Consider the following 25684-nt stretch of genomic DNA (forward strand, 5'->3'; position numbering starts at 1 on the left):
AATTTATTTACACTACTCGGGTCGCTAATTCAGCTAAACGGTTAGCGATCTTGTTTAAAGGGAGCTCTTGCATACCAGCTCCTAATTCTTTGGCCGCGCGAGGCATACCATAAACCACACTCGAACTTTCATCTTGCGTGATGGTGTAAGCGCCAGATGCCTTTAAATTAAGTAAACCTTTGGCGCCATCGGCACCCATACCAGTTAAAATTACGCCTGTGCTGTATTTCCCCATATATGCGGCAACAGAATCAAAAAGCACATCAACAGCTGGTTTGTGGCGGTTAACCGGCTCTGAATCGTCCAGCTGACAAAACAATTTACTGCCTCTTTTTAACACCGTTAAGTGTTTATCTCCAGGAGCAATATAAATATTGCCTGGTTCAATAATTTGACCATGTTGGGCCTCGTGCACCGACATCTGGCACACTTTGTCTAGGCGTTCTGCATAGGTTTTACTAAAGACCGGCGGGATATGTTGTGTCACCACAATAGGGCAAAAATTGGCTGGTAAATTAATGACAACGTCTTTGATTGCTTCTGTGCCACCAGTGGATGCGCCAATCGCAATTAAGTGGTTTTTTCTAAACTCAAGGTTTTGACTGGGAATAACAGGTGGTGTTGCACTGTCCCGTTTTCTAGCTCTCAATATTTGGCTAAGATTTACATTGGCTGCGGCTCTAATTTTGTCTCTTAGAATATCGGCATAACGGCTTAAGCTGTCTTGAACGTCAACCTTTGGCTTCTCTAAAAAATCAACAGCGCCAATAGACAAGGCTTCAAGGGTAATGGGCGCGCCATCGGCGGTTAAGGTTGACAACATAACCACAGGCATTGGCCGTAATCTCATCAGGTTTTTAAGAAAAGTTATGCCATCCATTTTAGGCATTTCAATGTCTAAAGTGAGCACATCTGGGTTGAGTAGTTTAATTAAATCACGCGCTTGAAACGGATCCTCCGCTTCACCCACTACCGTCATGTCCTGAGATGCATTAATTATCTCAGTCAGAATCATCCTAATTAATTTAGAGTCATCGACGATTAATACCTTGATCATTAACTTACCTTTTAAAACAATTCTATGTCTGATTGAGCATGTAAAGGCGTCTCAATCACGGATTGGTACTTCACTTCACGCAGTTTGATTGTGTCGTTGTGCATACTTTGTAAACGTTTAACCATGCATCGCCCCTCAAGCGGGTAAAATAGGATTTTACGTGGCCATGGACCGCCAACATCAGAACCCAGCATTGGTAATTCTTCTTTGGCAATAAACTCCTTAGCAAACGAAATATTCTGATCACCGATTGGCGTTTGCATATCCTTAATAATATTACCGCCACCAAATAGCTTTACTTTCATTCTATTACGGTGACCGCCATGTTTAATAATTTCATTGATAAGGCACTCCATCGCCCAAATGCCATACCGACAGCTGTAGCTATCGTGAAATTCCCATTTATTTTGGCTATGGTCATTCCCTTTTAGTGGCAACATAAAATGATTCATACCACCAACTCCAGCAACCTCATCCCATATACATGCTGAAATACAAGAGCCTAAAACCGTAGCAATCGCTTCATTTTGTTTCGTTACATAAAACTCGCCGGGCAATATCTTCGCAACGACTATATTGCGACTCGTATCAACATATCGTTTGATCTGTTCAAAGCCAGGAAGAGTAGGCGTAAATAAGGGAGTTGTCACGGCATTAACTTCTGATAGATATTGTGACCTAAGCCTTTATATTGCTTGTTTTCACGTCCCATAGATTCTGAGTGACCTAATATTAAATAGCCACCTGGCGCCAGTAACTCGGCATATCGGTTAAAAAGACGAATTTTCGTTTCGTGATCAAAATAAATAATAACGTTGCGGCAAAATATAACATCAAACGGGCCTTTCATTGGCCACTCGTGCAATAAATTAAGCTGTTTGAAACTGATATCTTTTTTTAAAATATCTTTCACTTTATAACGATTGCTATTGCCATCCGTCAAAAAGTATTTTTTTAAGTTGGCAGAGTCGACACCCGACATCTGACTTTCTGAATACACACCTTCTCGAGCCGTCGCTAGAACATTTGTATCTAGGTCAGTTGCTAATACCTTAAAATCCCAATTTGTTGGAATTTTATTACCTATACACATCGCAATAGAGTAGGGCTCCATTCCTAAAGAACATCCGGCAGACCAAATACGAATGCGATGGTCGTCTTTATGTCTAGCTATCATCTCGGGCAATGCCGTATTTTTTAAAAACTCAAAATGATGATTTTCTCTAAAAAAAGATGTGAGATTAGTGGTAATTGAGTTTATAAACTCGCCAAATTCCTGTTCCTTGTTGTCATTTAGGTAGTTAATATATTCCGCAAATGTCGTCATGTTCAACTTTCGAACACGTCGAGATATTCTGGCGTATACCATGTCTTTTTTCTGCTCCGACAATACAATGCCACATGCCTCGTAAACACTTTGGCTGATAAAGCTGTAATCCTTATCAGTCATTAGGAACTCTTTATTTTCCAACTACCTACTCCTTTTACGTTACGATGGAAACCTCACTATCTATCGGTTTTAGCTAAAACTCCTGCCACTCCTCATCGCTTGACGAAGGTGTCGGTGATACCGGCGATTTAATATTGAGCTGATTCTGGTTGTCTGCATTGGCTGGGCCAGCGTTATTGGATATTTGTGGCATACGTCCCTGCTGAGAGTCGGACAGCTTAAAGAAGCTCAGTAATTCTCTCATTGAACGAGCTTGCTCAGACATAGACTCGCCGGCCGCTGATGCTTGTTCTACTAGTGCCGCATTTTGTTGCGTCATCTCATCCATTTGCGAGACGGCTTTGTTTACTTGCTCAATGCCTGATGTTTGTTCTACCGACGCAACACTAATATCACCTATCGTGTCGTTTACTTTTCTCACCGCCATTACTATTTCTTGTAACATTTCACCCGACTGATTAACTAAAGCAGTGCCGTCTTCTACTTTTGATACTGAGTCTCTAATTAAGTCTTTAATTTCTTTTGCGGCCGCTGCAGAACGCTGTGCGAGATTACGAACTTCACCCGCTACCACAGCAAAACCTCTACCTTGTTCACCGGCTCTAGCAGCCTCAACGGCAGCGTTTAATGCAAGTAGATTGGTTTGGAATGCGATTTCATCTATCACGCCAATGATGTCAGCGATTTTTTTACTTGCTTCGTTTATTTCCGCCATGCTTTCAACAGCGCGACCGACCACACTGCCACCCGACTCTGCTTTACTCGCCGCTTCTTCCGCTAGATCGTTGGCCATTTGCGCATTATCAGCATTTTGTCTTACCGTTGCGGTCATCTCCTCCATGCTTGATGCGGTTTCTTCAAGCGAAGATGCTTGCTCTTCAGTTCGCTGACTCAAGTCCGCGTTACCTTGCGCGATTTCTTCCGCCCCCGAAGACACTGTCGTAGCTGAACGATCGATTTGACCAATAACCTCGGTCAATTTATCTACCGTTGCATTGGCGTCTTGCTTTAATTTGTTAAATAAACCCTGATACTGCTTTTCAATTCGTCGCGTTAAGTTACCGTGCGCTAAGGCTTCAAAAATATTGACCGTATCTTGAATAACCCCTTCAGCAATACCAACGACTTGGTTTAAGCCCACGGAAAGTTGCTTAAAGAAACCTTCTTTGTCCGCTTCTGATATACGTACGGTTAAATCACCGTTAGTAGCTGCATTAATAACATTCGCTATTTCACCTTGAATATTCATTTCTTCTGTTTTATCTATCCACTCAACAATAGTGCCAAGGCGGTTGCCTGCCGAGTCAAACCAAGGAGAAGCGAACAGTTCAAACGTTAAAACACCCACTGTTATATTAGTTTGATACGGTTCTGCTAATTTTTTCAGCATGCTACGTTGATGAGATGCATCTTTATGAAAGTCATCAACACAAGTACCAATGAGGCTATCAACATTAAAATTACTTAAAACCGTCTTTAATTGCTTTTCTCTCTTTCTAAACATTTTGATGACTTCATTGTTCATATAAACAATTTCTAAGTCATTATTTGCTATCATCACGTTGGCTTGGCAAAGTGTTAATGCTTGTGCCAAATTAGCCGCTTTTTTAGCATCTTCTTCAAGCTTCTTTTGCTCGGTTATGTCTGTAGCGTACTTAACCACCTTGAGTGGTTTCCCATCCAAATCAAGTATTGGGTTGTAAGATGCTTGTATCCAAACCTCTCGACCACCTTTCCCAATAAGCTTATATTCACCGCTATCAAATTCACCACGATTTAACTTTGCCCAAAAGTCTTTATATTCTTGACTTTGTGCAACACCTTCTGGTGCAAACATACTATGGTGGCGACCTTTGATTTCATTCAAGGTATAACCGAATGTGTTTAGAAAGTTATTATTTGCAGTTATGACGGTTCCGTCTAGTTCAAACTCAACAACCGCTTGAGACTTGTGAATGGCTAGCAATTGCTCGTTTGACTCAGAGGCTTTTTTCTTTTCTGCAGTAACATCAGTCGCATATTTGACGACTTTAAATACTTTATTTGTGCTATCCATAACTGGGTTGTAGGTAGCTCGGATCCATATGTCTTCACCACTTTTTGTAAAACGCTTAAATTCATTCGATTTAAACTCACCTCTAGCTAGATCTTGCCAAAACTTACGGTATTCATCACTCGCCGCATAATCTCGATCAACAAATAAGCTGTGGTGCTTCCCTTGAATTTCCTCAAGGCTATAACCCACCACATTTAGGAAGTTGGTATTGGCCGTTTTAATCGTACCATCAGGTTTAAACTCAATTACCGCTTGAGACTTACTTAACGCCTCAAGGACCAACTTTTCTGTCGAACTTGACGTACCTATTAATTTGTTTAACAAACCCATACCATCACCTGCCTCGTTATATTGATAACACTTTTTCTAAGTCCAAAAGTACAACCATTTTGTCGCCTACGTTAATTAGGCCTTCTATATAATTTTTTGTTTCTGAGTCACCCACATCAGGTGCCTTTTTGGCATTCTGTTTTTCAATGTTATAAACATCTGATACCGCATCAACAACAATGCCCATGATCTTGCTTTTTTGCCCTATTAACACTTTTACAATAATGATGACCGTTAGATCGTTGTACTCCACCTTTTTAAGGTTAAACCTAAGCCTCAAATCGACAACAGGTACAACAGTTCCCCTCAAGTTAATCACTCCTTTGACGTAATTTTCGGCGTTAGGAATGCTCGTCATTTTTTCCCAGCCTCTAATTTCTTGTACAGACAGTATTTCTATTCCGTACTCCTCGTCATCCATCATAAATGTTAAATATTGAACTAAATCTGCATCATTTGAGGTGTGTTCGTGCTTTTCTATGATTACTTCATTCATGTCACACCGCCTCCGACAAAGGCTTTTCAAAATCTAAACCTGCTTGACCTGCTTTTTTAAGCCCAGCCATTTTAACAACACTTGAAATATCGATAATTAAAGAGATGCTACCGCTACCTAAAATGGTCGCGCCTGATATGCCATCTACTTTTTTATAATTATCTTCAAGACTTTTAATAACAAACTGTTGTTGTGCCAGCAGTTCATCAACTAATAACCCTACTTTTTCGTTATCACTTTCTACAACCACTAACAAACCGTCTTTAAGTGACTGGCAGGCTTCGGGGTGATTAAACAGTTGGTGCATACGTAAGATAGGAATATATTCTTCGCGAAGCCTTAATACGTCGATGCCTCCGCCAACCGAGTTAACTTTACGTATATCTATTTGCAACGACTCTACTATTGAGACTAAAGGAATGATGTAGATATGGTCGCCAACTTTGACCAACTGACCGTCTAGAATTGCCAGTGTTAGTGGTAATCGAATCGTAAAAGTAGAACCAAACCCGGGCTCAGAAACAACCTCAACCGATCCATTTAATGCGTTGATGTTGCGTTTAACCACGTCCATGCCAACGCCTCTACCAGAAATATCGCTGACCTCATCTGCGGTAGAAAAACCTGGCTGAAAAATAAGCTCATTAATCTCTTGATCAGATAAATTCGCGTCCTCTGGGATTAAACCATTTTGAATCGCTTTACTTTTTATCTTTTCGGTATTTAGACCTCGACCATCATCAATGATTTCAATAACGATGTTTCCACCTTGATGATACGCATTAAGTATTACTTGCCCTACTTCACCCTTGCCAGCGGCAATACGTTCAGCGGTAGTTTCTAAGCCATGGTCAAGCGAGTTTCGGATTAGGTGCACCATAGGATCTGAGATTTTTTCCATCACAGTTTTATCAAGCTCAGTACCTTCACCTTTAAGAACTAAGTCTACCTGTTTATCAAGCTTTTGAGAGATGTCTCTGACTAAACGAGGGAATCTTGAAAACACAAAGCTTATTGGTAACATCCTGATCCGCATCACATTTTCTTGCAAATCACGGGTGTTGTGGGCAAGTTGTGCTAAACCTTCGCGCAAGGCTAATAACTTAGCGTGATCAAAGTCTTCACCTTCACCAAGCTCATTTAACATAGCTTGCGTAATAACGAGTTCACCCACCATGTTAATAAGTGAATCCACCTTATCTGTGCCAACTCGAATAGAGCTAGACTCCTGTTTTGTCGATTCATTTTTATTAACAGAGGGTTTGGTGTTTACTGGTCTAAAGTCACCATCTTTGAGTCTGTTTTTATCATCAGATATAGGTTTGTTTTTAAGTTCTTCGGGCGTCGATTCTTTAGACGTAGATACGACAGGTTCTGTAACTGTATCTAATTCACGAGGCGGAGCAGGCGGTGCAGTCGCATTTACCTCTTCATCCGGCGCGACCTCATCACCAAATTGAGCAACGAGCTTAATGCTAATCTCAGCATCATCTTCTACCCATTCAAATATACTTTTAATTGCCTCTTCGTCACTGGTTGTATCAAGCGAGATAGTCCAGCCTAAGTAACAGTCATCAGGTATCAAATTACTTAATTCTGGTACGTTATTTATGTTTGCCTGGACAGATAACTCTCCGTGCTCCCGCAAATCTTCAAATATGAACAGAGGCTCGTTGCCAGTTTTAAAAACATGAGGTTCTGGTACAAAGGTAATTTCAAAGAAGTTTGTTAACTGTATCTTGTGCGGACTTTCATCCGGTTGCGCTTCCGGTTGTGCCGCAGAATTGCTATCTGTTTGATTCTCCGGTGATGGCTGTGATGTATTGTCACTATTAAGAATATTCTCAAATTTGATTCTCAGCTCATTTGCTTCTTCCGACTCCTGAGGTGCATTATTTTGAATGGCCGCCAGCATATTTCTTAAACAATCAATGGACTTAAGCATCAAGTCAACGTGATTTGACTCTAATGCACGTTCACCATTTCTGATTTCATCAAGAAGTGTTTCGATAACATGCGTGAAGTTTGCAATCGCATTAAAGCCAAAGGTGCCACTGCCACCTTTGATTGAATGGGCCGCTCTGAATATGTTATTGATTATTTCACTGTCTACATCGCCTGGTTCCAAGTTAAGGAGCTCAGATTCCATAGTCTCTAGGCCTTCAAAACTTTCATCGATGAAGACTTCGTAAAATTGGGAGAGATCTATACTCATACTCAGGTCTACCTATTAGTAAAACAGAACTATCGAGCTACTTTTTTTATAACCGTTAACAGTTGTTCGGGATTAAAAGGCTTAACAATCCAACCAGTTGCCCCGGCAGCCTTACCCTCGCCCTTTTTATTGGCTCCAGATTCTGTTGTTAACATTAAGATAGGTGTAAATTTAAACTGTGGTAGTTGCCTCAAGTTTTTGACCAATTCTATGCCGTCCATATTAGGCATATTCACGTCTGATATTATCACATCAAACTCTGCATCTTTTGCAACTGCCAGTGCTTCAACGCCGTCTTTTGCCTCTGTCACATTGTAGCCGGCATTTTTCAAAGTGAAGCCTACCATCTGCCTCATTGACGCTGAGTCATCAACGGCCAAAATCTTTTTCATAAAATCACCTTCCCCACAAAGCTAAATTTTTAATCTGGTAAATTAAGAAACTCTTTTACTCCAAGCTGTTGCGCTATATTCGATAAAACAGAGCTCTTGCCTTGCCATGAAATAGCGTTGTTAGTTGCAGAAAGAGACTTTTGCAACGCACACAACACTTGAATGGAAGCCGTATCGGCATCATTCACTTCGCTAATGTCTATACAGATTTTCTGGTCTGTAGACAAAAGATTGAGAAGTGATGCGCTGAGTTGTTCAGCTTCACTGATATGTAATTTCGATGCTAATTTCATCTGCTCAATAGCGTTTAGTAAAAATCGTTTAATTTTAGCCTAGTAGGAAATATTCAGATTTCCAGATAATTAAATTTATTACCGATTTTTATTTTACTGAGATGAGCTTAAAGTCTTCTAACATTGTGGTGGGATTAATGGAGGGAACCTGGCCTAATTCAACTTCAGGTTTAAACATAGCGTGAATTTCACCCTGTGGATTAATGAGTACAACTGAACCGCTGTGATCAACGTAATAACCGTCTTCGACCTCTGCCGGCGGGATGGAGTACATCAAACCAAGGTTGCGAACGAATGGATATAGAGCCTTGTGTTCAGCTCGTAACCCTAAAATAGATTGATGAAAGTAATTGGTATAATCCCTTATATTTTCTACTTTATCTCTTTTTGGATCGACGGATAAAAACAACACTTGAGTATTGGGAGCAACTTCTTCAAGTTGAGGTATCAAGCCACTTAGTTTCATCATGGTTGTTGGGCAAACATCAGGGCAAGACAAATAACCTAAAAACAAAAAGCTCCACTTACCCTCTAAATCACCATTAGAAAAGGACGCGCCAGTTTGCGTTGTTAGCACAAAGTCATCGATAGCTCTCGGTTGTTTATACAAGTGAGTTTGTTCTGAAACCCCTACTTCTTGTTCAACAGAAAAGTAAACGCCCGCTGAGAATGCCATAAGCGCCAATATTGCTATTAAAAAAATCTGAGTCTTTTTCATGTTTTAAAATCTAATGATGTAAAAGTGATCAACTAACAAAGCAACAAATAAAATAAGTAAGTGCCAAATTGAAAACTTAAAAGTATCCATTGCAATGTTTTTATCGTCTTTGACTTTTAATTGCCATGCATATTTAAGAAAAATAAGATTGAGTATTGTACTGGAAACTAAATAAATTAGCCCCGTCATCGCGATTAAATAAGGTAAAAAGCAGACCAAAGTTAGTAATATTGTATAAAGCACAATCGCATTTTTAGTAAACGCTAGACCATGGGTTACAGGCAGCATTGGAATATTAACTCGCGCATAGTCGTCTTTTCGATGAATAGCCAACGCCCAGAAGTGTGGTGGAGTCCAAGTAAATATGATCATGACAAGTAAAAATGCGTTTGGGTGTAATTCTCCAGTCATGCTAACCCAGCCTAATAACGGTGGCATAGCACCGGCTAATCCACCAATTACAATATTTTGTGGCGTGAGTCGCTTCAATACTAGGGTATATACAACAGCATAACCAAATAAACTCGCTAATGTTAACCAAGCCGATAATGGGTTGACCGCGGCATACAAAATCACAAAACCAAGCACAGCCAAGGCAAACGAAAAAATAATCGCTTGTTGATTTGAAACCCGCCCTTTAGCAATCGGTCTATTGTACGTACGTGCCATTTTGGCATCTATTTTTTGATCTACTATGTGATTCATGGCCGCAGCGGCTGCAGATAAAAACCCAATCCCAATTGACGACACCAATAGCAAATCAAGCGCGGGCCAGCCAGGTTGCGCTAACACCATTCCAACAATGGCCGTAATCACCAACATAAATACGACTTTTGGTTTAGTTATTTCATACAAGTCTTTTAACAAACCGGTAAAAGACGAAAACGAGCTATTTATAGTATTAATGTAAGGCATGATTACGCTCCTTGTTGTACTAAAATGCTGCTATCTGGGCTAGTAGACGGCGCCGATTGATTAAAGTGTGCCTGCTGCTGTAGCTTTCTTTGGCGATGTAGGTAATGCCACAATACAAGCAAACTTGCCATTAACATCAAACCAACAAAGTTATGTGCGACGGCGACATACAGTGGTAAATGAAAAACAACATTCGATATACCTAATGAGATTTGAACCGCTGTTATCAGCGTTATCACAATTGCAAATGGCCGTAATTGAATTTGTTTATATAGACTAATGACCAGTAACAAAAGAAACGCAGTAACAACCATGGCTCCTATTCGGTGAAGAACGTGAATTGTCATTCTTGCTTCATAAGGGAAGACGCCATATTCATAGTCTTCAAATCCGTGCGGCACAGATAATGCGCTATCTAGATCAAACTTCTGTTGCCAACCAGGCTCACAAATAGGTAAATCTGTGCAAGCCACTGCCGCATAATTGGCAGCGGTCCAACCGCCAAGCGCAATTTGAAGCACAACTAATAAAAAGCCAACTTTGACAAAATTTCTTAGCAATGTCGTAATCTTTATTGAGGCAGGAATGTCATGCAGAATATCTTGTTGGCTTAAACACTGTGATCGCAGTTTCAGCGTCAATAGCAATATTAAACAAAAGGTCGTAAAGCCACCTAAAAGGTGTCCCATTACAACAAGCGGCATTAGATTCATAGTTACGGTTAACATGCCCAATACGGCTTGAAAACTGACTGTAGCTAGCAGCAATCCGGTTAATTTCACATGCTGCCGAGCTTTTATGCTCAGTATAAACATAGCTAATACAAACAAGCCTAAAGCACCCGCAAAATAGCGATGAACCATTTCATTTCGCGCTTTATGATATTCAACGGGACGTTCAGGAAAGGCGGCTTCGGCGTGTTCTATATGTGCGGCTTCTGTTGGAACAGTTAAAAAACCATAACATCCAGGCCAATCTGGACAGCCTAAACCAGCATCAGTAAGTCGTGTGTAAGCGCCCAATACAATGACGACACATACCATTAACAAAGACAGTAGTGATAGCTTATAACGAAAATTTAACATCAGAGCCCTTCTTATTTTTATTATTGGGGTGTTCAATTATTAACCCATACGAGCATAATTTAATAGCTTTTTCAAATCAGACAGGATGTCTTTGCTTGTCTTTATCGTATTGTCCCGGTCAGCGCTTCCTTGGTAACGAAGGATGACTTTACCCATAGGATCAATTACATAAATATAGCCGCCACTTAGGTCGGTATTATTTGCTGAATAGGTCTTTGTTGCCGGGTAATTGTTTAAAGGTAACGAGTCCGTTAACACCCATGCATTAACGCGTTTTTGAAGCTTACCTAAAGCAAGATAAGTTTGGTTTAGTCCGTACAATTGTTCTTCGCAAAAGCTATCACACTGTTGAGTTTGCGGTTGATATACAATGCTCCACATGGGGGTTTCTGTTTTAATTTTAACCACCACTTCTTTTTGCAAAAACTCGCCTTTGTTGGTTGCGGCTGGCGTGTACCATCCCATTTTTAAAACCAAATATGCTAACACTAGCGGCACGGTGGCCATTGCTACAAATATTCCAAAAAAAGACTTAGACTTCATTGGTGTTCCTTCTCTTTAACTATGTTAGTACTACGAACGCTTGCGAACACAAATACAACTAAGCTCGCGAACGCCAACAAAAACCACTGGACCGCATAGGCGATATGTTTCTCAGGAGGCATCACGACCGGTTTATATAACTGTGGATGCCCGGCTACACTATTGGTATCAGCGTATAAAAATACCGGTTTAACGGTCATTCCACTGCTGTATTTAAAATCTACAATCACGTTTACCGACTGAACTCGTTTAGGGAACGTGTCTCCTTCAATAACATCGCTGAGCGTAAATTGTTGAAGATCGGTTGTTTTAAGTAACCCATTAATTTCTAATTCATAGGGCAAGTCAATTGACGGTAATTCTGCGCGTTGCTTTGGTGCCCGCCACCAACCTAAGTTAACCAAGATGATAGTTTCTGATAACTTTACTTGAGCAGGTACTACGACATCGTAGCCAACTTGCCCATTAAATATTTTGTTATCAACTAACCAAACAAAATCTGTTTTCAACTCCAAGTCTAGTTGGGTGGTTTGAAAGTTTAAACTCGCTAACTTTCCTGTGTTTAGTCGAGCTAAAAACTCCGTTTGGCTCACTCGTTCTGCACTTTGTTGCGCTAATAACTCTTGCTTTTGCTTGGCTCGCTCTAATTGCCAAAAGCCTAACTTGCACAAAATCAAAAATACCGTCACAGTAAGAATGATCGACAGAGGTGTGAAACTAAAACGCTTTAATATTTGCATTAACTTTTCATTACCGAACTACAAACGACAAAATTATAGGTAAGACAATGGAATTTATGATTAAAGCCATCATCGTTATATTACTTTTTAGCATCATCTTTAACTTGTTTAAGGCGATGTTTACTATGTTAAAAGGCGATGAAAATGCACCACCTATGTCTCACTTTATTGGCAGAAGATTAGCCTTTACCGCTGTCCTTATGATCTTGCTGCTAGTATTGTTAGGGCTAGGTATTATTGAACCAAATCCAAGCCCTTACACTAAGGTTTAAACCCACCTATAAGATGTAAACAAAGATAAATAGACACACCCATACAACATCAACAAAGTGCCAATACCAACTTGTCGCTTGAAATCCAAAGTGGTTTTCAGGGGTAAAATGCTCTTTAAGTACAATCCTAAAAAACATAATAATTAACATTATCGTGCCCAACGTGACGTGCAAGCCATGAAAACCGGTTAACAAGAAGAATGTATTACCGTAAATACCACTTGATAACATTAAGCCCATTTCACGGTACGCATGCACATACTCTTCAACCTGCAAGACCAAAAAGATACAGCCAAGTAAAATAGTGACACCCAAGCCAATCTTTAATTGAGTACGTTTATTTTGTTCTAAACCAACGTGCGCGAAGTGCAAGGTAACCGATGATATTAATAAAATTATGGTGTTATATAGAGGCAAACCAGTCCAACCCATTGCTTCTGTTGTTGTGCCATCTGGAGTTTTTATAAGTGGCCAAATTGCCTCAAACGCCGGCCAGAGTACTTCATGAGTACTAACGTTATTACTGGCTCCACCTAACCAAGGTACCGAAAACATTCGTGCGTAGAATAGCGCACCAAAAAAAGCACCAAAGAACATGACTTCAGAAAAAATAAACCAACTCATTCCCTGTTTAAATGAGCGATCCATTTGTGCGCTGTACATCCCTTTCATTGACTCATCTATTACATTTCGAAACCAACCTACCAACATAAAAATGATAGTTAAAATTCCGGCCAGTAATAAATAACCGCTAAAACCAGACTCGCCTTTTGTTACGTCATTAACATAACCACCAGCACCAAATGCAATAAAGAATAAACCCACTGCGCCGACAATTGGCCATGGACTTTGTGCTGGGACGTAATATTTTTGATATTCACTCGACATTTTTTTTGCCCTCTCTGTGAGCATTATTATTCTGAATCAGCAAATAAGTCTGCAAACGCAGACGGTTCTAATTTGTCACTAATATCAAACAATGTGTATGACAGTGTGACAGTGCTATATTCCGGTGGTAGTTCAGGATCAATGTAAAACTGCAAACCTAAGCTTGCTTGTTGACCCTGTTCCAACGGTTGGTGATTAAAGCAAAAGCATTCAATTTTATTAAAATACGTTGCTGCAAGCCCCGGACTTACCGATGGAATAGCTTGTACCACCATGTCGCCTGCTGATTGATTTGAAACTAAAAAGTTAACTTCATGTTGTTCGCCTGGGTGGACTTTAATGCGTTTTACTTCTGGTTTAAAAGTCCACGGTAAATTGCCTTGTGTGTGAGCGATAAACTCAACCGTTACGGTTCGATTCATATCAATGACTGTCGATTGGGTCGCAGCTTGATTACTCGTTTTTCCATTTAAACCGGTAATATCACAAAACACATCGTACAAAGGCACGAGCGCAAAACCAAAGCCAAACATAAAGACAACGGTTAATACCAACTTCTTAATCAGTTTGGTTTGGGCTGTTTTATTCGCTTCATTTACGCTCATATACCTACTCCAGAATACACTCTTCTATTTGATTTTTGGTGGCGTCTCAAATGTGTGATAAGGCGCAGGAGAAGGAACTTCCCACTCTAACCCTTCGGCACCTTCCCAGACTTGGTCAGTTGCTTTTTCACCACCTTTTATGCACTTGTAAACAACTGCAACAAACAGAAGTTGAGATAAACCAAATGCAAAGCCTCCAATACTTATAATCGCGTTAAAGTCAGCAAACTGTGTCGCGTAGTCAGGAATACGGCGAGGCATTCCAGCTAAACCAACAAAGTGCATTGGGAAAAACAACACGTTTACTGAAACTAACGACAACCAAAAGTGTAACTTGGCTAAACCTTCATCGAACATATGACCTGTCCATTTAGGCAGCCAATAGTAGGCACCGGCCATAATGGAGAAGATCGCTCCTGTTACTAGTACATAGTGGAAATGCGCAACCACAAAATAAGTATCATGGTATTGGAAATCCGCTGGTGTAATGGCTAGCATCAACCCTGACAAACCTCCTATAGTAAACAGCACAATAAAGGCAATAGAGAACATCATAGGCACTTCAAACGTTAACGCTCCTCGCCACATAGTAGCGACCCAATTAAAGACTTTTACGCCTGTGGGCACAGAGATAAGCATAGTGAAGTACATAAAGAACAATTCACCGGCTAATGGCATACCAGTGGTAAACATGTGATGTGCCCAAACCATGAATGATAATATGGCGATAGACGCGGTCGCATATACCATAGAGGAATAGCCAAATAAGCGCTTACGACTGAAGGTAGGAACAATTTGAGAGATGATGCCAAAAGCTGGCAAAATCATAATGTACACTTCAGGATGACCAAAGAACCAAAATATATGCTGGAACAATACTGGGTCACCACCGCCGGCTGCACTAAAGAATGACGTCGCGAAATACTTGTCGGTTAAAACCATAGTTACCGCACCAGCTAATACCGGCATAACCGCTATCAGTAAGAACGCAGTAATTAACCAAGTCCAAACAAACAGAGGCATTTTCATGAAGGTCATGCCCGGCGCTCTTAAATTAAAAATGGTTACGATGACGTTAATCGCACCCATAATCGAAGAGATCCCCATGATATGAACCGAGAACACAAAAAACGCGGTACTGTCGCCACTATAGGTCGTTGATAATGGTGCATAGAAAGTCCAACCGAACGCAGGGCCACCACCTTCCATAAATAACGACATAAGTAAAATTAAAAACGCAAATGGTAATATCCAGAAGCTCCAGTTATTCATTCTTGGTAACGCCATATCTGGCGCACCAATCATCATAGGAACCATCCAGTTTGCCAAGCCTACAAATGCTGGCATTACCGCTCCAAACACCATGATTAAACCGTGAACCGTGGTCATTTGATTAAAAAAGTTGGGTTCAACGATTTGTAAACCCGGTTGGAATAGCTCGGCACGAATAACCATGGCCATCGCCCCGCCAATGAAAAACATTAGCAAGGAAAATAAAAGATATAGTGTACCTATGTCTTTATGATTTGTTGTTAACAACCAACGCATAATGCCTTTTGGGGCACCATGGTGTTCATGGTCGTCGTGATGATCTGTTGCACTACTTTCTAAAGAACTCATGACATGCCTCCTTATTGACTTGTTAGATAAGCGTTGATCTGTGCAGCTTGCACTGCATCGCCGGTATTATTACCCCAAGCGTTGCGCTCGTAAGTGACAATAGCAGCTAAGTCTTTTAAACCAAGTTGCTTGCCATAACCTTGCATAGCCGTGCCAGCCTTACCATTCACTACAATGTCAATGTGTGCCCCTAAGTCTTCCAGTGCAATCTTGCTGCCTTTTAATGCAGGGAAAACACCAGGAATACCCTCACCTGAGACTTGATGACACGCGGCACAGTTTGCAATGTAAGCTTTTTCACCAACCGCCATTAACTCGTCGTAAGACATATTCATAGCTAGTAATTTCTGCTCTTCTTCTTTAGCAATGCGCGCCATTTCCACTTCTTGTTTCATCCAAGCGTCAAAGTCACCTTGCTCTTTCGCAATAACCACTATTGGCATAAAACCATGATCTTTTCCGCATAACTCAGCACACTGACCTCGGTATACACCTGGCTCATTTACTTTTGTCCATGCTTCGTTAATAAAACCTGGGTTTGCGTCTTTTTTAACAGCAAATTCTGGTACCCACCATGAGTGGATAACGTCATCTGATGTTATTAAGAATCGTACTTTTTTACCGGTAGGAATAACGAGGGGGCGATCAACTTCTAGGAGATAATTATCTGACTTAGCGCGTTTATTTGCTATTTGCTCGGGTGCAGTTGCCAATAAACTGTAATATTCCAAGTCATGATCAAAGTATTTGTAATGCCACTTCCACTGAGAGCCTGTGACTTGAACGGTAAGATCAGCATCGCTGGTATCTTCCATTTCAATCAGTGTTTTTGTAGCAGGAAAAGCCATACCGATTAAGATGATAAATGGAATCGCTGTCCATATAATTTCAACTTTGGTGCTTTCATGAAAATTTGCAGGGGTTACGCCTTTTGATTTTCGATGATGGAGCATTGAATAGAACATTACCCCAAACACCAAAATCGCTATCACACAACAGATGTAAAAAATGATCATGTGCAAATCATAAACATTTGCACTCACGTCTGTTACCCCTTTAGTAAGGTTAAGACGCATATCATTCGCCATTGCGGAATTAGCAAATACGGCAGTTGGTACCAACCAACTTAATTGCTTAGCAGTCACACAGAATCCTCCATAATGAAAAACAATAAGGGATTCTGTACGACCCAACTCAGTACCAGCCAGGACTTATCGCACAACCTTAGTGCAGCCCTAGACAGTTCTCCCCGAATGTTTTTTAATTATTATTTTTATAGTCCTAAGTTACTTAGCGTAACCCGACGTTGATTTAGATTAATTTTTATTCAACTAAATTAACGTATATCTTTTAACCAAGGAGTGCAAATTTTAATCGATGAAAGAAAGCCAACTGAACATAAAATGAACAGTCGACTTTGGGCAATTAGCTAGAGACTTTTCTTTGGAGGGAGCGCAGAGTTAGCAAAAATAAGGCCTGCAACCAATGACATCAGAATAATTAGCGATTGTTGACCAGCCGTTTCTGCAGAAGCAAAACCTTCACCAGCAATATATGAGTTCAAACTAATGAATGTTTTACTGCCGGGAACGAGAACAATGAGTCCCTGCATGGTAACAATTACTGCTGGCGCATTCGCTAATCGAGAAAACAGATTGCCGTAAATACCGACCATGAACGCGCCTAAAAACGCCCCAATGCCTAAATCAAATGATAGAGCGGCATAATGACTTGACCCATAGGCAATAAAGCCAATGAGCAGTGACCAAACTATATGACGACGTCGAGTTCTAAATGCGATTATAAGAGAACAACCTAATGTGAAAATTGCTAACCATGCCGTCCAAGGTGGTAGCAGCTCAGACTGCACAAACTCAACCTCACCAAACATAAGTTGACCCATTTCCACGCCTACAAACGCACCAAAGTACAGCTTAAATAACATCATTACCGCATCCATGATTTTTGCTGTACCGGATACTAGGTGACGTGCCGACAATTCTTGCAAGCCTATAGTTAAGGCTAGACCTGGAATCAAGACAATAATAGATGACAATACCGCGAGTCGAATATTGATACCCGGATCCAAATAAGCAGCAATTGCACAAGCGCCCATTGCAGACATCATGGCTACTAGTGGCTCTAGCATATTGGCAATGCCTTTTGATCGCTCAGACCACAATATAAATAAGTAAACAACAATACCGAGTAAGCCGGACCATAATGCGTTGTTCCAGCTGGTATTCATTAGCATTGCAAAAGCACAACCCGACAAAGCAAATGAAAAGCCGGTTGCCAAACGCCCATACGGGTTCGGCATAAACTCAATTTCATCGAGGCGCAATTGTGCTTCTTCAACACTTAGTTCACCACCAAGCACCAAATCTACGACATCATCCGTTCGTGATAATGAGCCCATATCAAGATCGCCTGGTTCAACTCGCGCTGCGTGGGTATATTCATCTTCATGACCTTCAGTCCATAATACAAAGGTCATAGACGTTGGCGAAATTATAAATGACGAGCGCAGGCCCAGACCATCGGCAAGCGTCATCAAATGCGCCTCTAATCGATATGCAGGTGTCCCATATTTGTGGAGCATTTTGCCTAAACGAACAATAAACTTTCGTTTCTGCTTAAACGCCTCATGCTGGTCTTGCATTTTAGTCGCCTTTTACATCATTTAATTTAGATTTATCTGAAACCGGCTCAGCAATTAAGTCTAACCGTTCGTGTTCAAAGTCCGAGTGGTTTGGTTCAATTTGTGGCATTTTTTTCGTCACTTTATTTGAGAGCTGATTAAATCGCTCTACTTTACCAGCCAAACCTTGTTTTCCGGCAAGCCCTTTTACAGTCTCATTGTATTGGTTACTAACCGTATTTAATGACTTGCCTAATTTTTGTAGCCGCTCAGCAACAATACAAACTTGGTTGTAAATATCACCGGCACGTAAACTAATCTCTTTTGCCTCAGCGTTACCTTGTTCAATACGCCAAAGGTTTGCGACTGTTTTTAAGATAGGCATTAATGTTGTGTGTGAAACAAGAATTACGTTTTTCTCGTAGCCGTAGTTAAACAAGTCTTTTTTATGCTTTAAAGCTTCAATATAAGCTGGCTCTATAGGCATAAACATTAATACAAAACTTGGACTTCGCAACCCTATCAAGTTCGAATAGTCTTTTTTAAACAAATCATTAATATGATTTTTAATTGCGTTACAGTGTTCATCAAGCGCGCTGTTCATTTCCGCGTCAGTTTCTGCCGCAATCGCCTTATCATAAGCCACCAGCGATACCTTACTATCAATAACAATATGCTTGTCATCGGGTAGTTTAATAACAAAATCTGGTAATCGACGATTTCCCTCTTCATCCACAAGATTCTCTTGTGTATTGTAGTGATCGTCTTTCATTAATCCGGCTAATTGCAGCGTACGTTCTAATTGTATTTCACCCCAGTTACCTGTGGTTTTTTTATCACCTTTGAGTGCCGTTGCAAGGTTGTTCGCCTCACTGGTCATTTGCATACCGACTTCAAGCACTTTTTTTAATTCTGAACTCACCGTCGCCTGACCTTTAATCGACTCGCTGTGAACTTCGTTTACTCGTTTCTGGAAGCCTTCAACTTGCTCTTTGAATGGGCGCAGTATTGCATCTAATTCTGTTTTATTAGACTGGCTAAAGGATTGGCTTTTTTCTTCGAGTATTTTGTTAGCTAAGTTAGCAAATTCCATTTTTAATTGCGTACGTTGCTGCTCGACTTGTGCCTGCTGCTGCTCAAAATGTTGCTGTTTTTCAACTAAGCTCGTTTTTATTTCTGTTAACTCAGAGTTAAGTTGCATCAATTCTTGCTGTTTTGAATGAAGTTGTTGCTGCCATTGAGCACTTTGCTCTTTTTGCTCACTAATCGTTTGATTACGTTCGTTTATGCGGGTTTGTAAACCTTCTACCTCTGACTTTAGCGAGGCGACTTGCTGCTGAGATAATTGCGTTTGGGTTTGGAAGTTTAGTGCACGCTCTTGTTGCTCTTTTACCGCGATTTCCAATTCCGCTACTTTAGCTAAATTTTGTTGCGAGTTTAACGACACTTCTTGTAATTGCATCGACAAGGCTTGTATTTCACTTTTCCCACGAAATACAGCTCTTAACAAGATTAGTAAAACAATAACTAAACACCCGATAACAATATCGGATTGGCCAAATTGGAGGTCAAAATTTTCCACGAATCAAACACTTCTCTGCAAAGTAAATTATTTTGTCATTGTGCCTACCTCACCATAAAAATGGAATGACAAAAGCTGAGTTTGTTTAAATTACTTGAGAATAGCGTTTTTGATTTAGTTGGCTGGCCAAATATCGGTCGAAGGTCATACAAATATTACGAACAAACAGCCTTGCTTTTGGGTTAATGACAATTTCGCTGTCGGAGTAACGTAACATGCCATCTTCTTCAAATGGCACCAGGCTAAGTAACTCTTTTGAAAAATAACTCAAAAAATCAACACCCCATTTACTCTCAACGTATTCAAATTTAATTAAAAAATTACACATTAAATGTTTAATTATGTCTGCTCTTACTAAGTCATCATGCGTCAAAATACGCCCAGGTAACTTCGGAAACGGATTTGAGTAGCCAGAAGGCTTTTCAATATTTGATATAAATGCCGTTGTTAAGTTTTGTGTGTCATAGACATCGTAATAATCTGAGATCTTTTTGGGATTTTGCATATATACGTTGCCTATGTAACTAATTGCCGATGCGCCTATGGCTAATAAATCCGAGTCGGCTAGTAACGTATAGCCTTGAAAATTTCGATGCAGCTCTCCAAGTTCTTGTGCAGAAACTAAACGGTCCGACGGCTTAGCAAAATGATCAAATCCAATAGCGACATAACCCGCTTGTTCGCATAAAACCTGGTTCGCTAATAACATCAACTCAAGTTTTTGCGGTGGCGTGGGTAACCATTCGTCTTTAATTTTTCGCTGAGAGGCAAAACGGCTAGGTAAATGTGCATAACTGAATAGCGATATTCGATCCGGATTAAATGCAACAACATCGCGCAATGTTTGCTCAAAAATAGTAATGCTTTGATGAGGAAGGCCATAAATTAAATCAACGTTTATGGATTCAAAACCCAGCTGTTTTGACCATTCTAATACTTTCGATACTAGTTCATTGGACTGCTGTCGGTTAATCGCCTTTTGCACTTCTTCATTAGTATCTTGCAAACCAAAACTTAGTCGGTTTACACCACAGTCTCTGAGCGTTGTTAATAGTGAAAAAGACACGTGTCGCACATCGAGTTCAACACTAATTTCAGCCTTATCTTCAATAATAAAATCATCATTTATGGCTTTAAATATTTGTTGAAATTGCTCTTTAGTCAGAAAGTTTGGTGTACCACCGCCAAAATGAATTTGATTTACAGGTTTGTTTCTTAACGCCACACTCCGTGCTCTGAGCTCTTTAAGCATCATTTCGACATAGCGATTCGATTTTTCTTGATGCCTAGAGACAATTTTGTTGCAACCACAGTAAAAACAGAGCTCAAAACAAAAAGGGATATGGAAATATAACGACAGATGTTTATTTTCAGAACCTTTCGCTGCTGCAAGTTGAAAATTGTCAGTAATAGATTGGTTAAATTCTAGTGCGGTTGGATATGACGTATACCGCGGGCCATTGACGTTATACTTTTTTAGCCATTGTTGCTCTGTAATCATCACTATCTCTCTTAAAAAAAGAGCCACCTTTAAAAGTGGCTATCAGAATAAGAGCAGTGTATTTAATAATAGTGAAATGGAACTTGATTTAGCTCAATTCAAGTTTAAATAATCTAAAGTGAATATTTAACCGCACTATCTAACAAAGCTCGATAATTGATTTTACCTTTATTGCACTTTTCAATATCGTCTTGTTTAAAAACATAATAAAGCTGTGATGCATCATTCACATAAAAAGTCATAAACTTATCTTCTTTGAGGCTTTTTAGTCCTGAACCAAAATCACATACCAACTCACTAATTGTAAAAGCATAGGTTTTCGCCAGTTCTTGCTGTTGCTTTCTTACTTGCTCTTTTGCTTTTTGAGCCGCTTCCCTTACTGTTTTTTGATGCTTAACCATTTCGTTATTGATATTTTTTAGTTGCGTTTTTAAGCCCTGCATTTCCGCTTCTAATTTTTTAATCTGCTGATCAGATTCACCATTGTTAATATCGCTGACTAGTTCAGCATCCCTAATTTCTCGCTCAACCTGTCTTGCTTTGCGCTCCAACTTACTTGCTTGTTTAGACAGCTCTCGCTGCTTTTTACGAAGTTCGTTTTTTGCCTCTCGCATTTCTTTGCGTGCTTTGATGTTGTCGCCACCAAGCGATTCAGCAAGCATTGTTGCTTTGTGTATTTCAAACTCAATGTCTTCAATATCACTATGGCTCATTTCAAAAAAGTGTTCGGTATTTTCCGTTTCCATGCGGATTTCAACAAGCTCTTCTAGGTCGCGTTCAAGCTTCGACGTGGAGGGTGTGCCCGGCTTTGGTGGTGGCGGTGGAACAAACGCTGAATCACTATTTGAGGAGAAAACATTGCCATTTTTGCTGATGAATATGTTCGGTGCGGCAAATCGATTATTCGCACTAATTTCAAATAGCATACCTTGATGGGCAAGGTAACTAGCTGAAACTTGTCCGGAGTTTCGACCTAACTTATCCTTTAACGTTGTTTGTAAAATCGTCGACATTACTTTGATATCACGTTTAACGTTGTTCAGGTGTTGTTCAGGTAATTCATTTTTTGCGCTCACAGACAATGACGCTAATGTGAATCCGCTTAATATCATTGCTACTATTGCGCTATTTAATTTACTTTTCATGACTCTCTCCTACAGTATTTAGTCTTCAGCGGTTGTTAAAGTTGAGCTGTTATTTGCGTTGTAGTTGCTGCTATTAAGCGCCACCATTTGAAATTTATATTGCAGTTCGCCCAGCTCGGATTGAAAGTACCTAAGATCAGCCGCTCGTTGCTCTTGTATTGCGGTTACAAAGCGTTGTAAATCCTCTTTTCGCTCTGTACGACTGCTATCTATTAAGTAATTCGCTAATTTCACCGTTCTTTGCGTTTGATTTTCTTCTAGTTGTGTAATGGCATCCTTTATTTGCTGATGATTTTGCTCGTTCCATAAGGCAACTTGGTTTTGAATGAAGACTTGTTGTTCTTTTTGCCACAGTAACTTTTGTTGCTGTGCCGTTAATAATTGAACGGAGCCGTCATGCCATTGCACTTTCAAATCAAAAACAAACATGACACAAACTATGAAAGAAAATGAGACGGCCAACACTGACATTGCGCTTTGTTGCCACCAATGACTTGTTTTATCTGGACGAGAAACAAACGTCGAACTTCTGTCCCACTTAGGGACATCAAAACGTTGTTCAATCTGCTCATTTTGTTGTTTTAGCATTTCTATTAGATGCACTTTTTCTTGGTATTCAGACGACGCCATCAATTTTTCCAATTCCAACGGAGATAAAGCCTCACCATTGCTCCACGCAAAGAATAACTGCTCTAAAGACTGATTTTTCTCATGCGGCATAATCACTGTCCTCAATTAAAAGCTTTAATTTATTAAGACCGGTGTAAAAACGGGACTTAATAGTATTTGTCGAAATTCCCATTTGATCTGAGATTTCTTCAAATGTAAGTTGTTGAAATATTTTTAGTTCTATAATGAGTCGTTGCTCTAGACTAAGTGATGCCATCATCTGCATTAAGCCGGCACTATTTTGCAACTGTTCTAAATTTATTTGCGGGCAACTATCGACGGTTTCTGACTCATAATTATCAAGCTCTTGATCATCACTAAAAGTAAGCTTTTTCTTACGAAAAAAGTCCATGCATCGATAATAGGCTAATGACAGTAACCAAGTTTTAAAGCTACTTTGATGTTTAAAGTCTGATAAATTACGACAAACTGAAACAAAGGTTTCTTGCATCAAATCCAAAGCATCAGCTGGATTATTTGTCATTCTCAATGCATAGCCATAAACACACTTTTCATAGCGTTTGACTAATTTGCACCATGCAGACTGACTGCCGCCTAATGCTTTTTTGATTAATGTTTTATCGTCTTGAATTAAAAACAAAACTATCCCTAATACTCGTTGCCATATGCATTTTTAGCATCTTTGTATCTATAGTCGTGAGGAGTTTGTAAAAAGTTTTAATTTTCTTATTATTTTTTTTGCTAGTTGCTAGTTAAGAGAAAAATTGAGGGCGAGAGATGGGTACACTAATTTCTAAAACTTAAGTACTACTTTTAACGAGCTATCCAAATACTTGTCATCAATAATACCCATAGCATTTGGCCTTGAACTAACAAACCGTTTTACTTCCTGAGAGCTTGTAAACTCAACCGGTGCGATTCCACGACCTGTAAAAGACAACTTTGCCCAATAACCCGTATATTGTGACTCGTTCTTATTTAGCACTTGAATGTTAAAACTTTCGCGAATTGAATTGCCTGCTAACAAGGTTGCTAAGGTGGCTTTTTTGCCATTACTGAAAGCGCCTTTTTTGCCTAGGTAAAGTTTTTTGATATCCGATGTTGATATCTTCGCGGTATTTTCGGCATTAATAACCACCACATTTCCAGCTATCGATGTACAAGAGAAGCAAAAAATAAATGATACAACCAACTGCTTAATTTTCATTATTGGTCCTGCCGTTAAAAAGTAAAATCTAATGACATAAAAAATGCGCTACTGTCTGTTTTTCCATCCTGATTTTGGTCGACAAACACAGCAGCATCGCCTTTGTCGTTAAATTTTAAAAGTTCAAACTTTATCGCTGTCGCGGGACTTAAGTCATACCTTGCACCAACACCTACAGAGGTATAATAATCATCCAACGTCCCTGTAACGCCATCTTCATAGCCATTACTTATGCCACCAGGGGCAATAAACCTAAAAGTTCCCTGAAATTCCGAGTAGTAAATATAGGGCGTCCATTTATCAAGTCGGTAAGCAAAAGAAGTAAACCAAGATGTGTAAATATTGTCATAATCATTCCACTCAGCGAGTGCTAATATACGGTCTGCGTCATATTGAAGTGAAACATCGATAAATTGAGTGTCGACCCATTCGCCGCCAAATAACGGATTTGATGGGTATTGCCCTTCTGCGTACGAGGTGAAATTTTCTTTACCATCAAGATAAGATAACCGGAGCGTTATCGATTCATAATTTGTGTCAACAACGATCCCTTTCATTTGTTCATACTTTTTTGTTGTGCGGATTTCTCTTAGCCCGCTAAAAGTCCCGTTCTGATCATAAAGTTGCTCACCTTTATATTTATCTAATAGGGTTATCAGTTTATTAGGATCGGTATCTTGTTGCCCTGCATACAATCGAATTGTTGACGTTACGTCGCCAAAGTCTAAATTCATATCTAGACTCAAACCTTGATAATTGGTAACGGCCAATGAGTAGGCATCTGATGGAACTCGAACCCAAGGGTATGCGACGCCGACATCCATGTAATCTGAGAAATGATAAACCGGTAGTCTCATTTTGCCGACTTTAAAATTAATATCGGGTGTCACACTGTAATTGGCATAAAACCACTCAAGTTGTGGTTCAAAATCATTAACACCTCTAAGCATAACTTGCCCTATGATGTTTAATGAATCATTTGCAGCATAACGAGCCTGCACGCCAAGCCTAGACTCACTTTGTAACTCAATGCCGTGTGTGTATTGTCCTGCTCCGTCAGGTAGCCTAGCCCAATAACCATCTCCATCAATGACCACGCCACCCACAATACTTCCAAAACCACTTAACTTTACTTTTTCGTTAGCAAGTAAGTTAGATGACACTGATGCCAATAATAAGTAGGTAATTATTGCTGCTCGTTTCATACTTCCGCCAAATTATTCTGCTCTACATCGAGTATAGACAAGTTTTAACGGATTGAATTTATAGGTATAAAAAAAGCCACATTGAACACAATGCAGCT

At 39.9% G+C, this 25684-nt stretch carries 26 protein-coding genes; 1 reads left to right on the forward strand and 25 read right to left on the reverse strand.

What is annotated here, in order from left to right; genetic code table 11:
* Positions 1 to 7: 7 nt before the first annotated feature.
* From J9318_RS01115 to J9318_RS01175, 13 genes are all read right to left on the reverse strand, one after another.
* Positions 8 to 1057: a protein-glutamate methylesterase/protein-glutamine glutaminase gene (locus J9318_RS01115; protein ID WP_210560681.1), complete on the reverse strand. Its 1050-nt coding sequence runs from the start codon at positions 1055 to 1057 to the stop codon at positions 8 to 10.
* An 11-nt stretch (positions 1058 to 1068) separates the two neighbouring features.
* On the reverse strand, positions 1069 to 1707 hold the full coding sequence (gene cheD, locus J9318_RS01120) for a chemoreceptor glutamine deamidase CheD (protein WP_210560682.1): 639 nt from the start codon (positions 1705 to 1707) through the stop codon (positions 1069 to 1071).
* Positions 1704 to 2507 carry a CheR family methyltransferase gene (locus J9318_RS01125; protein ID WP_210560683.1) on the reverse strand — a complete coding sequence of 268 codons (804 nt, stop codon included), beginning with the start codon at positions 2505 to 2507 and terminating at the stop codon, positions 1704 to 1706. The genes cheD and J9318_RS01125 overlap by 4 nt, the downstream gene beginning before the upstream one ends.
* Before the next feature lie 73 nt (positions 2508 to 2580).
* The gene (locus tag J9318_RS01130) at positions 2581 to 4893 is read right to left on the reverse strand and encodes a methyl-accepting chemotaxis protein (protein ID WP_210560684.1); all 2313 of its coding nucleotides are present in this window, start codon (positions 4891 to 4893) and stop codon (positions 2581 to 2583) included.
* A gap of 16 nt (positions 4894 to 4909) precedes the next feature.
* Entirely contained in the window at positions 4910 to 5389 is a 480-nt protein-coding gene (locus tag J9318_RS01135; RefSeq protein ID WP_210560685.1) for a chemotaxis protein CheW, read from the reverse strand.
* A 1-nt stretch (position 5390) separates the two neighbouring features.
* Positions 5391 to 7604 (reverse strand): chemotaxis protein CheA, encoded by a 2214-nt coding sequence (locus J9318_RS01140; RefSeq protein ID WP_210560686.1) that lies wholly within the window; start codon positions 7602 to 7604, stop codon positions 5391 to 5393.
* A gap of 29 nt (positions 7605 to 7633) precedes the next feature.
* Complete coding sequence (locus J9318_RS01145) at positions 7634 to 7996, reverse strand: response regulator (RefSeq protein ID WP_210560687.1); 363 nt, start codon at positions 7994 to 7996, stop codon at positions 7634 to 7636.
* A 29-nt stretch (positions 7997 to 8025) separates the two neighbouring features.
* Complete coding sequence (locus J9318_RS01150) at positions 8026 to 8289, reverse strand: STAS domain-containing protein (RefSeq protein ID WP_210560688.1); 264 nt, start codon at positions 8287 to 8289, stop codon at positions 8026 to 8028.
* 88 nt (positions 8290 to 8377) lie between these two features.
* The gene (locus J9318_RS01155; RefSeq protein WP_210560689.1) at positions 8378 to 9007 is read right to left on the reverse strand and encodes an SCO family protein; all 630 of its coding nucleotides are present in this window, start codon (positions 9005 to 9007) and stop codon (positions 8378 to 8380) included.
* Positions 9008 to 9010: 3 nt separating this feature from the next.
* A complete protein-coding gene (gene cyoE / locus J9318_RS01160) occupies positions 9011 to 9922 on the reverse strand; it encodes a heme o synthase (protein WP_210560690.1) in 912 nt (303 codons plus the stop codon).
* Between the two features lie 2 nt (positions 9923 to 9924).
* Complete coding sequence (locus J9318_RS01165; protein WP_210560691.1) at positions 9925 to 11007, reverse strand: COX15/CtaA family protein; 1083 nt, start codon at positions 11005 to 11007, stop codon at positions 9925 to 9927.
* Between the two features lie 39 nt (positions 11008 to 11046).
* Positions 11047 to 11550, reverse strand: a complete 504-nt coding sequence (locus tag J9318_RS01170; protein WP_210560692.1) for a hypothetical protein — start codon at positions 11548 to 11550, stop codon at positions 11047 to 11049.
* Complete coding sequence (locus J9318_RS01175; RefSeq protein WP_210560693.1) at positions 11547 to 12290, reverse strand: SURF1 family protein; 744 nt, start codon at positions 12288 to 12290, stop codon at positions 11547 to 11549. Before J9318_RS01175 ends, J9318_RS01170 begins: the two co-directional genes overlap by 4 nt.
* A gap of 47 nt (positions 12291 to 12337) precedes the next feature.
* Between J9318_RS01175 and J9318_RS01180 the strand changes: the two genes are divergently transcribed.
* Complete coding sequence (locus tag J9318_RS01180; RefSeq protein WP_210560694.1) at positions 12338 to 12562, forward strand: DUF2909 domain-containing protein; 225 nt, start codon at positions 12338 to 12340, stop codon at positions 12560 to 12562.
* A gap of 6 nt (positions 12563 to 12568) precedes the next feature.
* On the opposite strand, the gene J9318_RS01185 is transcribed toward J9318_RS01180, so the two are convergent.
* The 12 genes from J9318_RS01185 to J9318_RS01240 form a co-directional block, all read right to left on the reverse strand.
* A complete protein-coding gene (locus J9318_RS01185) occupies positions 12569 to 13450 on the reverse strand; it encodes a cytochrome c oxidase subunit 3 (RefSeq protein WP_210560695.1) in 882 nt (293 codons plus the stop codon).
* Between the two features lie 26 nt (positions 13451 to 13476).
* Positions 13477 to 14055: a cytochrome c oxidase assembly protein gene (locus tag J9318_RS01190; RefSeq protein ID WP_210560696.1), complete on the reverse strand. Its 579-nt coding sequence runs from the start codon at positions 14053 to 14055 to the stop codon at positions 13477 to 13479.
* A gap of 24 nt (positions 14056 to 14079) precedes the next feature.
* On the reverse strand, positions 14080 to 15675 hold the full coding sequence (ctaD, locus tag J9318_RS01195; RefSeq protein ID WP_210560697.1) for a cytochrome c oxidase subunit I: 1596 nt from the start codon (positions 15673 to 15675) through the stop codon (positions 14080 to 14082).
* An 11-nt stretch (positions 15676 to 15686) separates the two neighbouring features.
* Complete coding sequence (gene coxB / locus J9318_RS01200) at positions 15687 to 16763, reverse strand: cytochrome c oxidase subunit II (protein WP_244731982.1); 1077 nt, start codon at positions 16761 to 16763, stop codon at positions 15687 to 15689.
* 341 nt (positions 16764 to 17104) lie between these two features.
* Positions 17105 to 18277: a threonine/serine exporter family protein gene (locus J9318_RS01205; protein ID WP_244731985.1), complete on the reverse strand. Its 1173-nt coding sequence runs from the start codon at positions 18275 to 18277 to the stop codon at positions 17105 to 17107.
* Between the two features lie 61 nt (positions 18278 to 18338).
* Positions 18339 to 19898, reverse strand: coding sequence for a DNA recombination protein RmuC (locus J9318_RS01210; RefSeq protein ID WP_210560699.1), 1560 nt, complete (start codon positions 19896 to 19898; stop codon positions 18339 to 18341).
* A gap of 85 nt (positions 19899 to 19983) precedes the next feature.
* The gene (hemN, locus tag J9318_RS01215) at positions 19984 to 21399 is read right to left on the reverse strand and encodes an oxygen-independent coproporphyrinogen III oxidase (protein WP_210560700.1); all 1416 of its coding nucleotides are present in this window, start codon (positions 21397 to 21399) and stop codon (positions 19984 to 19986) included.
* A 113-nt stretch (positions 21400 to 21512) separates the two neighbouring features.
* Positions 21513 to 22544 (reverse strand): hypothetical protein, encoded by a 1032-nt coding sequence (locus J9318_RS01220; RefSeq protein WP_210560701.1) that lies wholly within the window; start codon positions 22542 to 22544, stop codon positions 21513 to 21515.
* An 18-nt stretch (positions 22545 to 22562) separates the two neighbouring features.
* Entirely contained in the window at positions 22563 to 23264 is a 702-nt protein-coding gene (locus J9318_RS01225; protein ID WP_210560702.1) for a hypothetical protein, read from the reverse strand.
* Positions 23254 to 23814, reverse strand: a complete 561-nt coding sequence (locus tag J9318_RS01230) for an RNA polymerase sigma factor (RefSeq protein ID WP_210560703.1) — start codon at positions 23812 to 23814, stop codon at positions 23254 to 23256. Before J9318_RS01230 ends, J9318_RS01225 begins: the two co-directional genes overlap by 11 nt.
* A gap of 153 nt (positions 23815 to 23967) precedes the next feature.
* Entirely contained in the window at positions 23968 to 24381 is a 414-nt protein-coding gene (locus J9318_RS01235; RefSeq protein WP_210560704.1) for a phosphate ABC transporter substrate-binding protein, read from the reverse strand.
* Positions 24382 to 24395: 14 nt separating this feature from the next.
* Complete coding sequence (locus J9318_RS01240; RefSeq protein WP_210560705.1) at positions 24396 to 25586, reverse strand: hypothetical protein; 1191 nt, start codon at positions 25584 to 25586, stop codon at positions 24396 to 24398.
* Between the last annotated feature and the right edge of the window lie 98 nt (positions 25587 to 25684).

Origin of the sequence: Psychrosphaera aestuarii (assembly GCF_017948405.1) — a bacterium.
Classification (GTDB): Bacteria; Pseudomonadota; Gammaproteobacteria; order Enterobacterales; family Alteromonadaceae; genus Psychrosphaera; species Psychrosphaera aestuarii.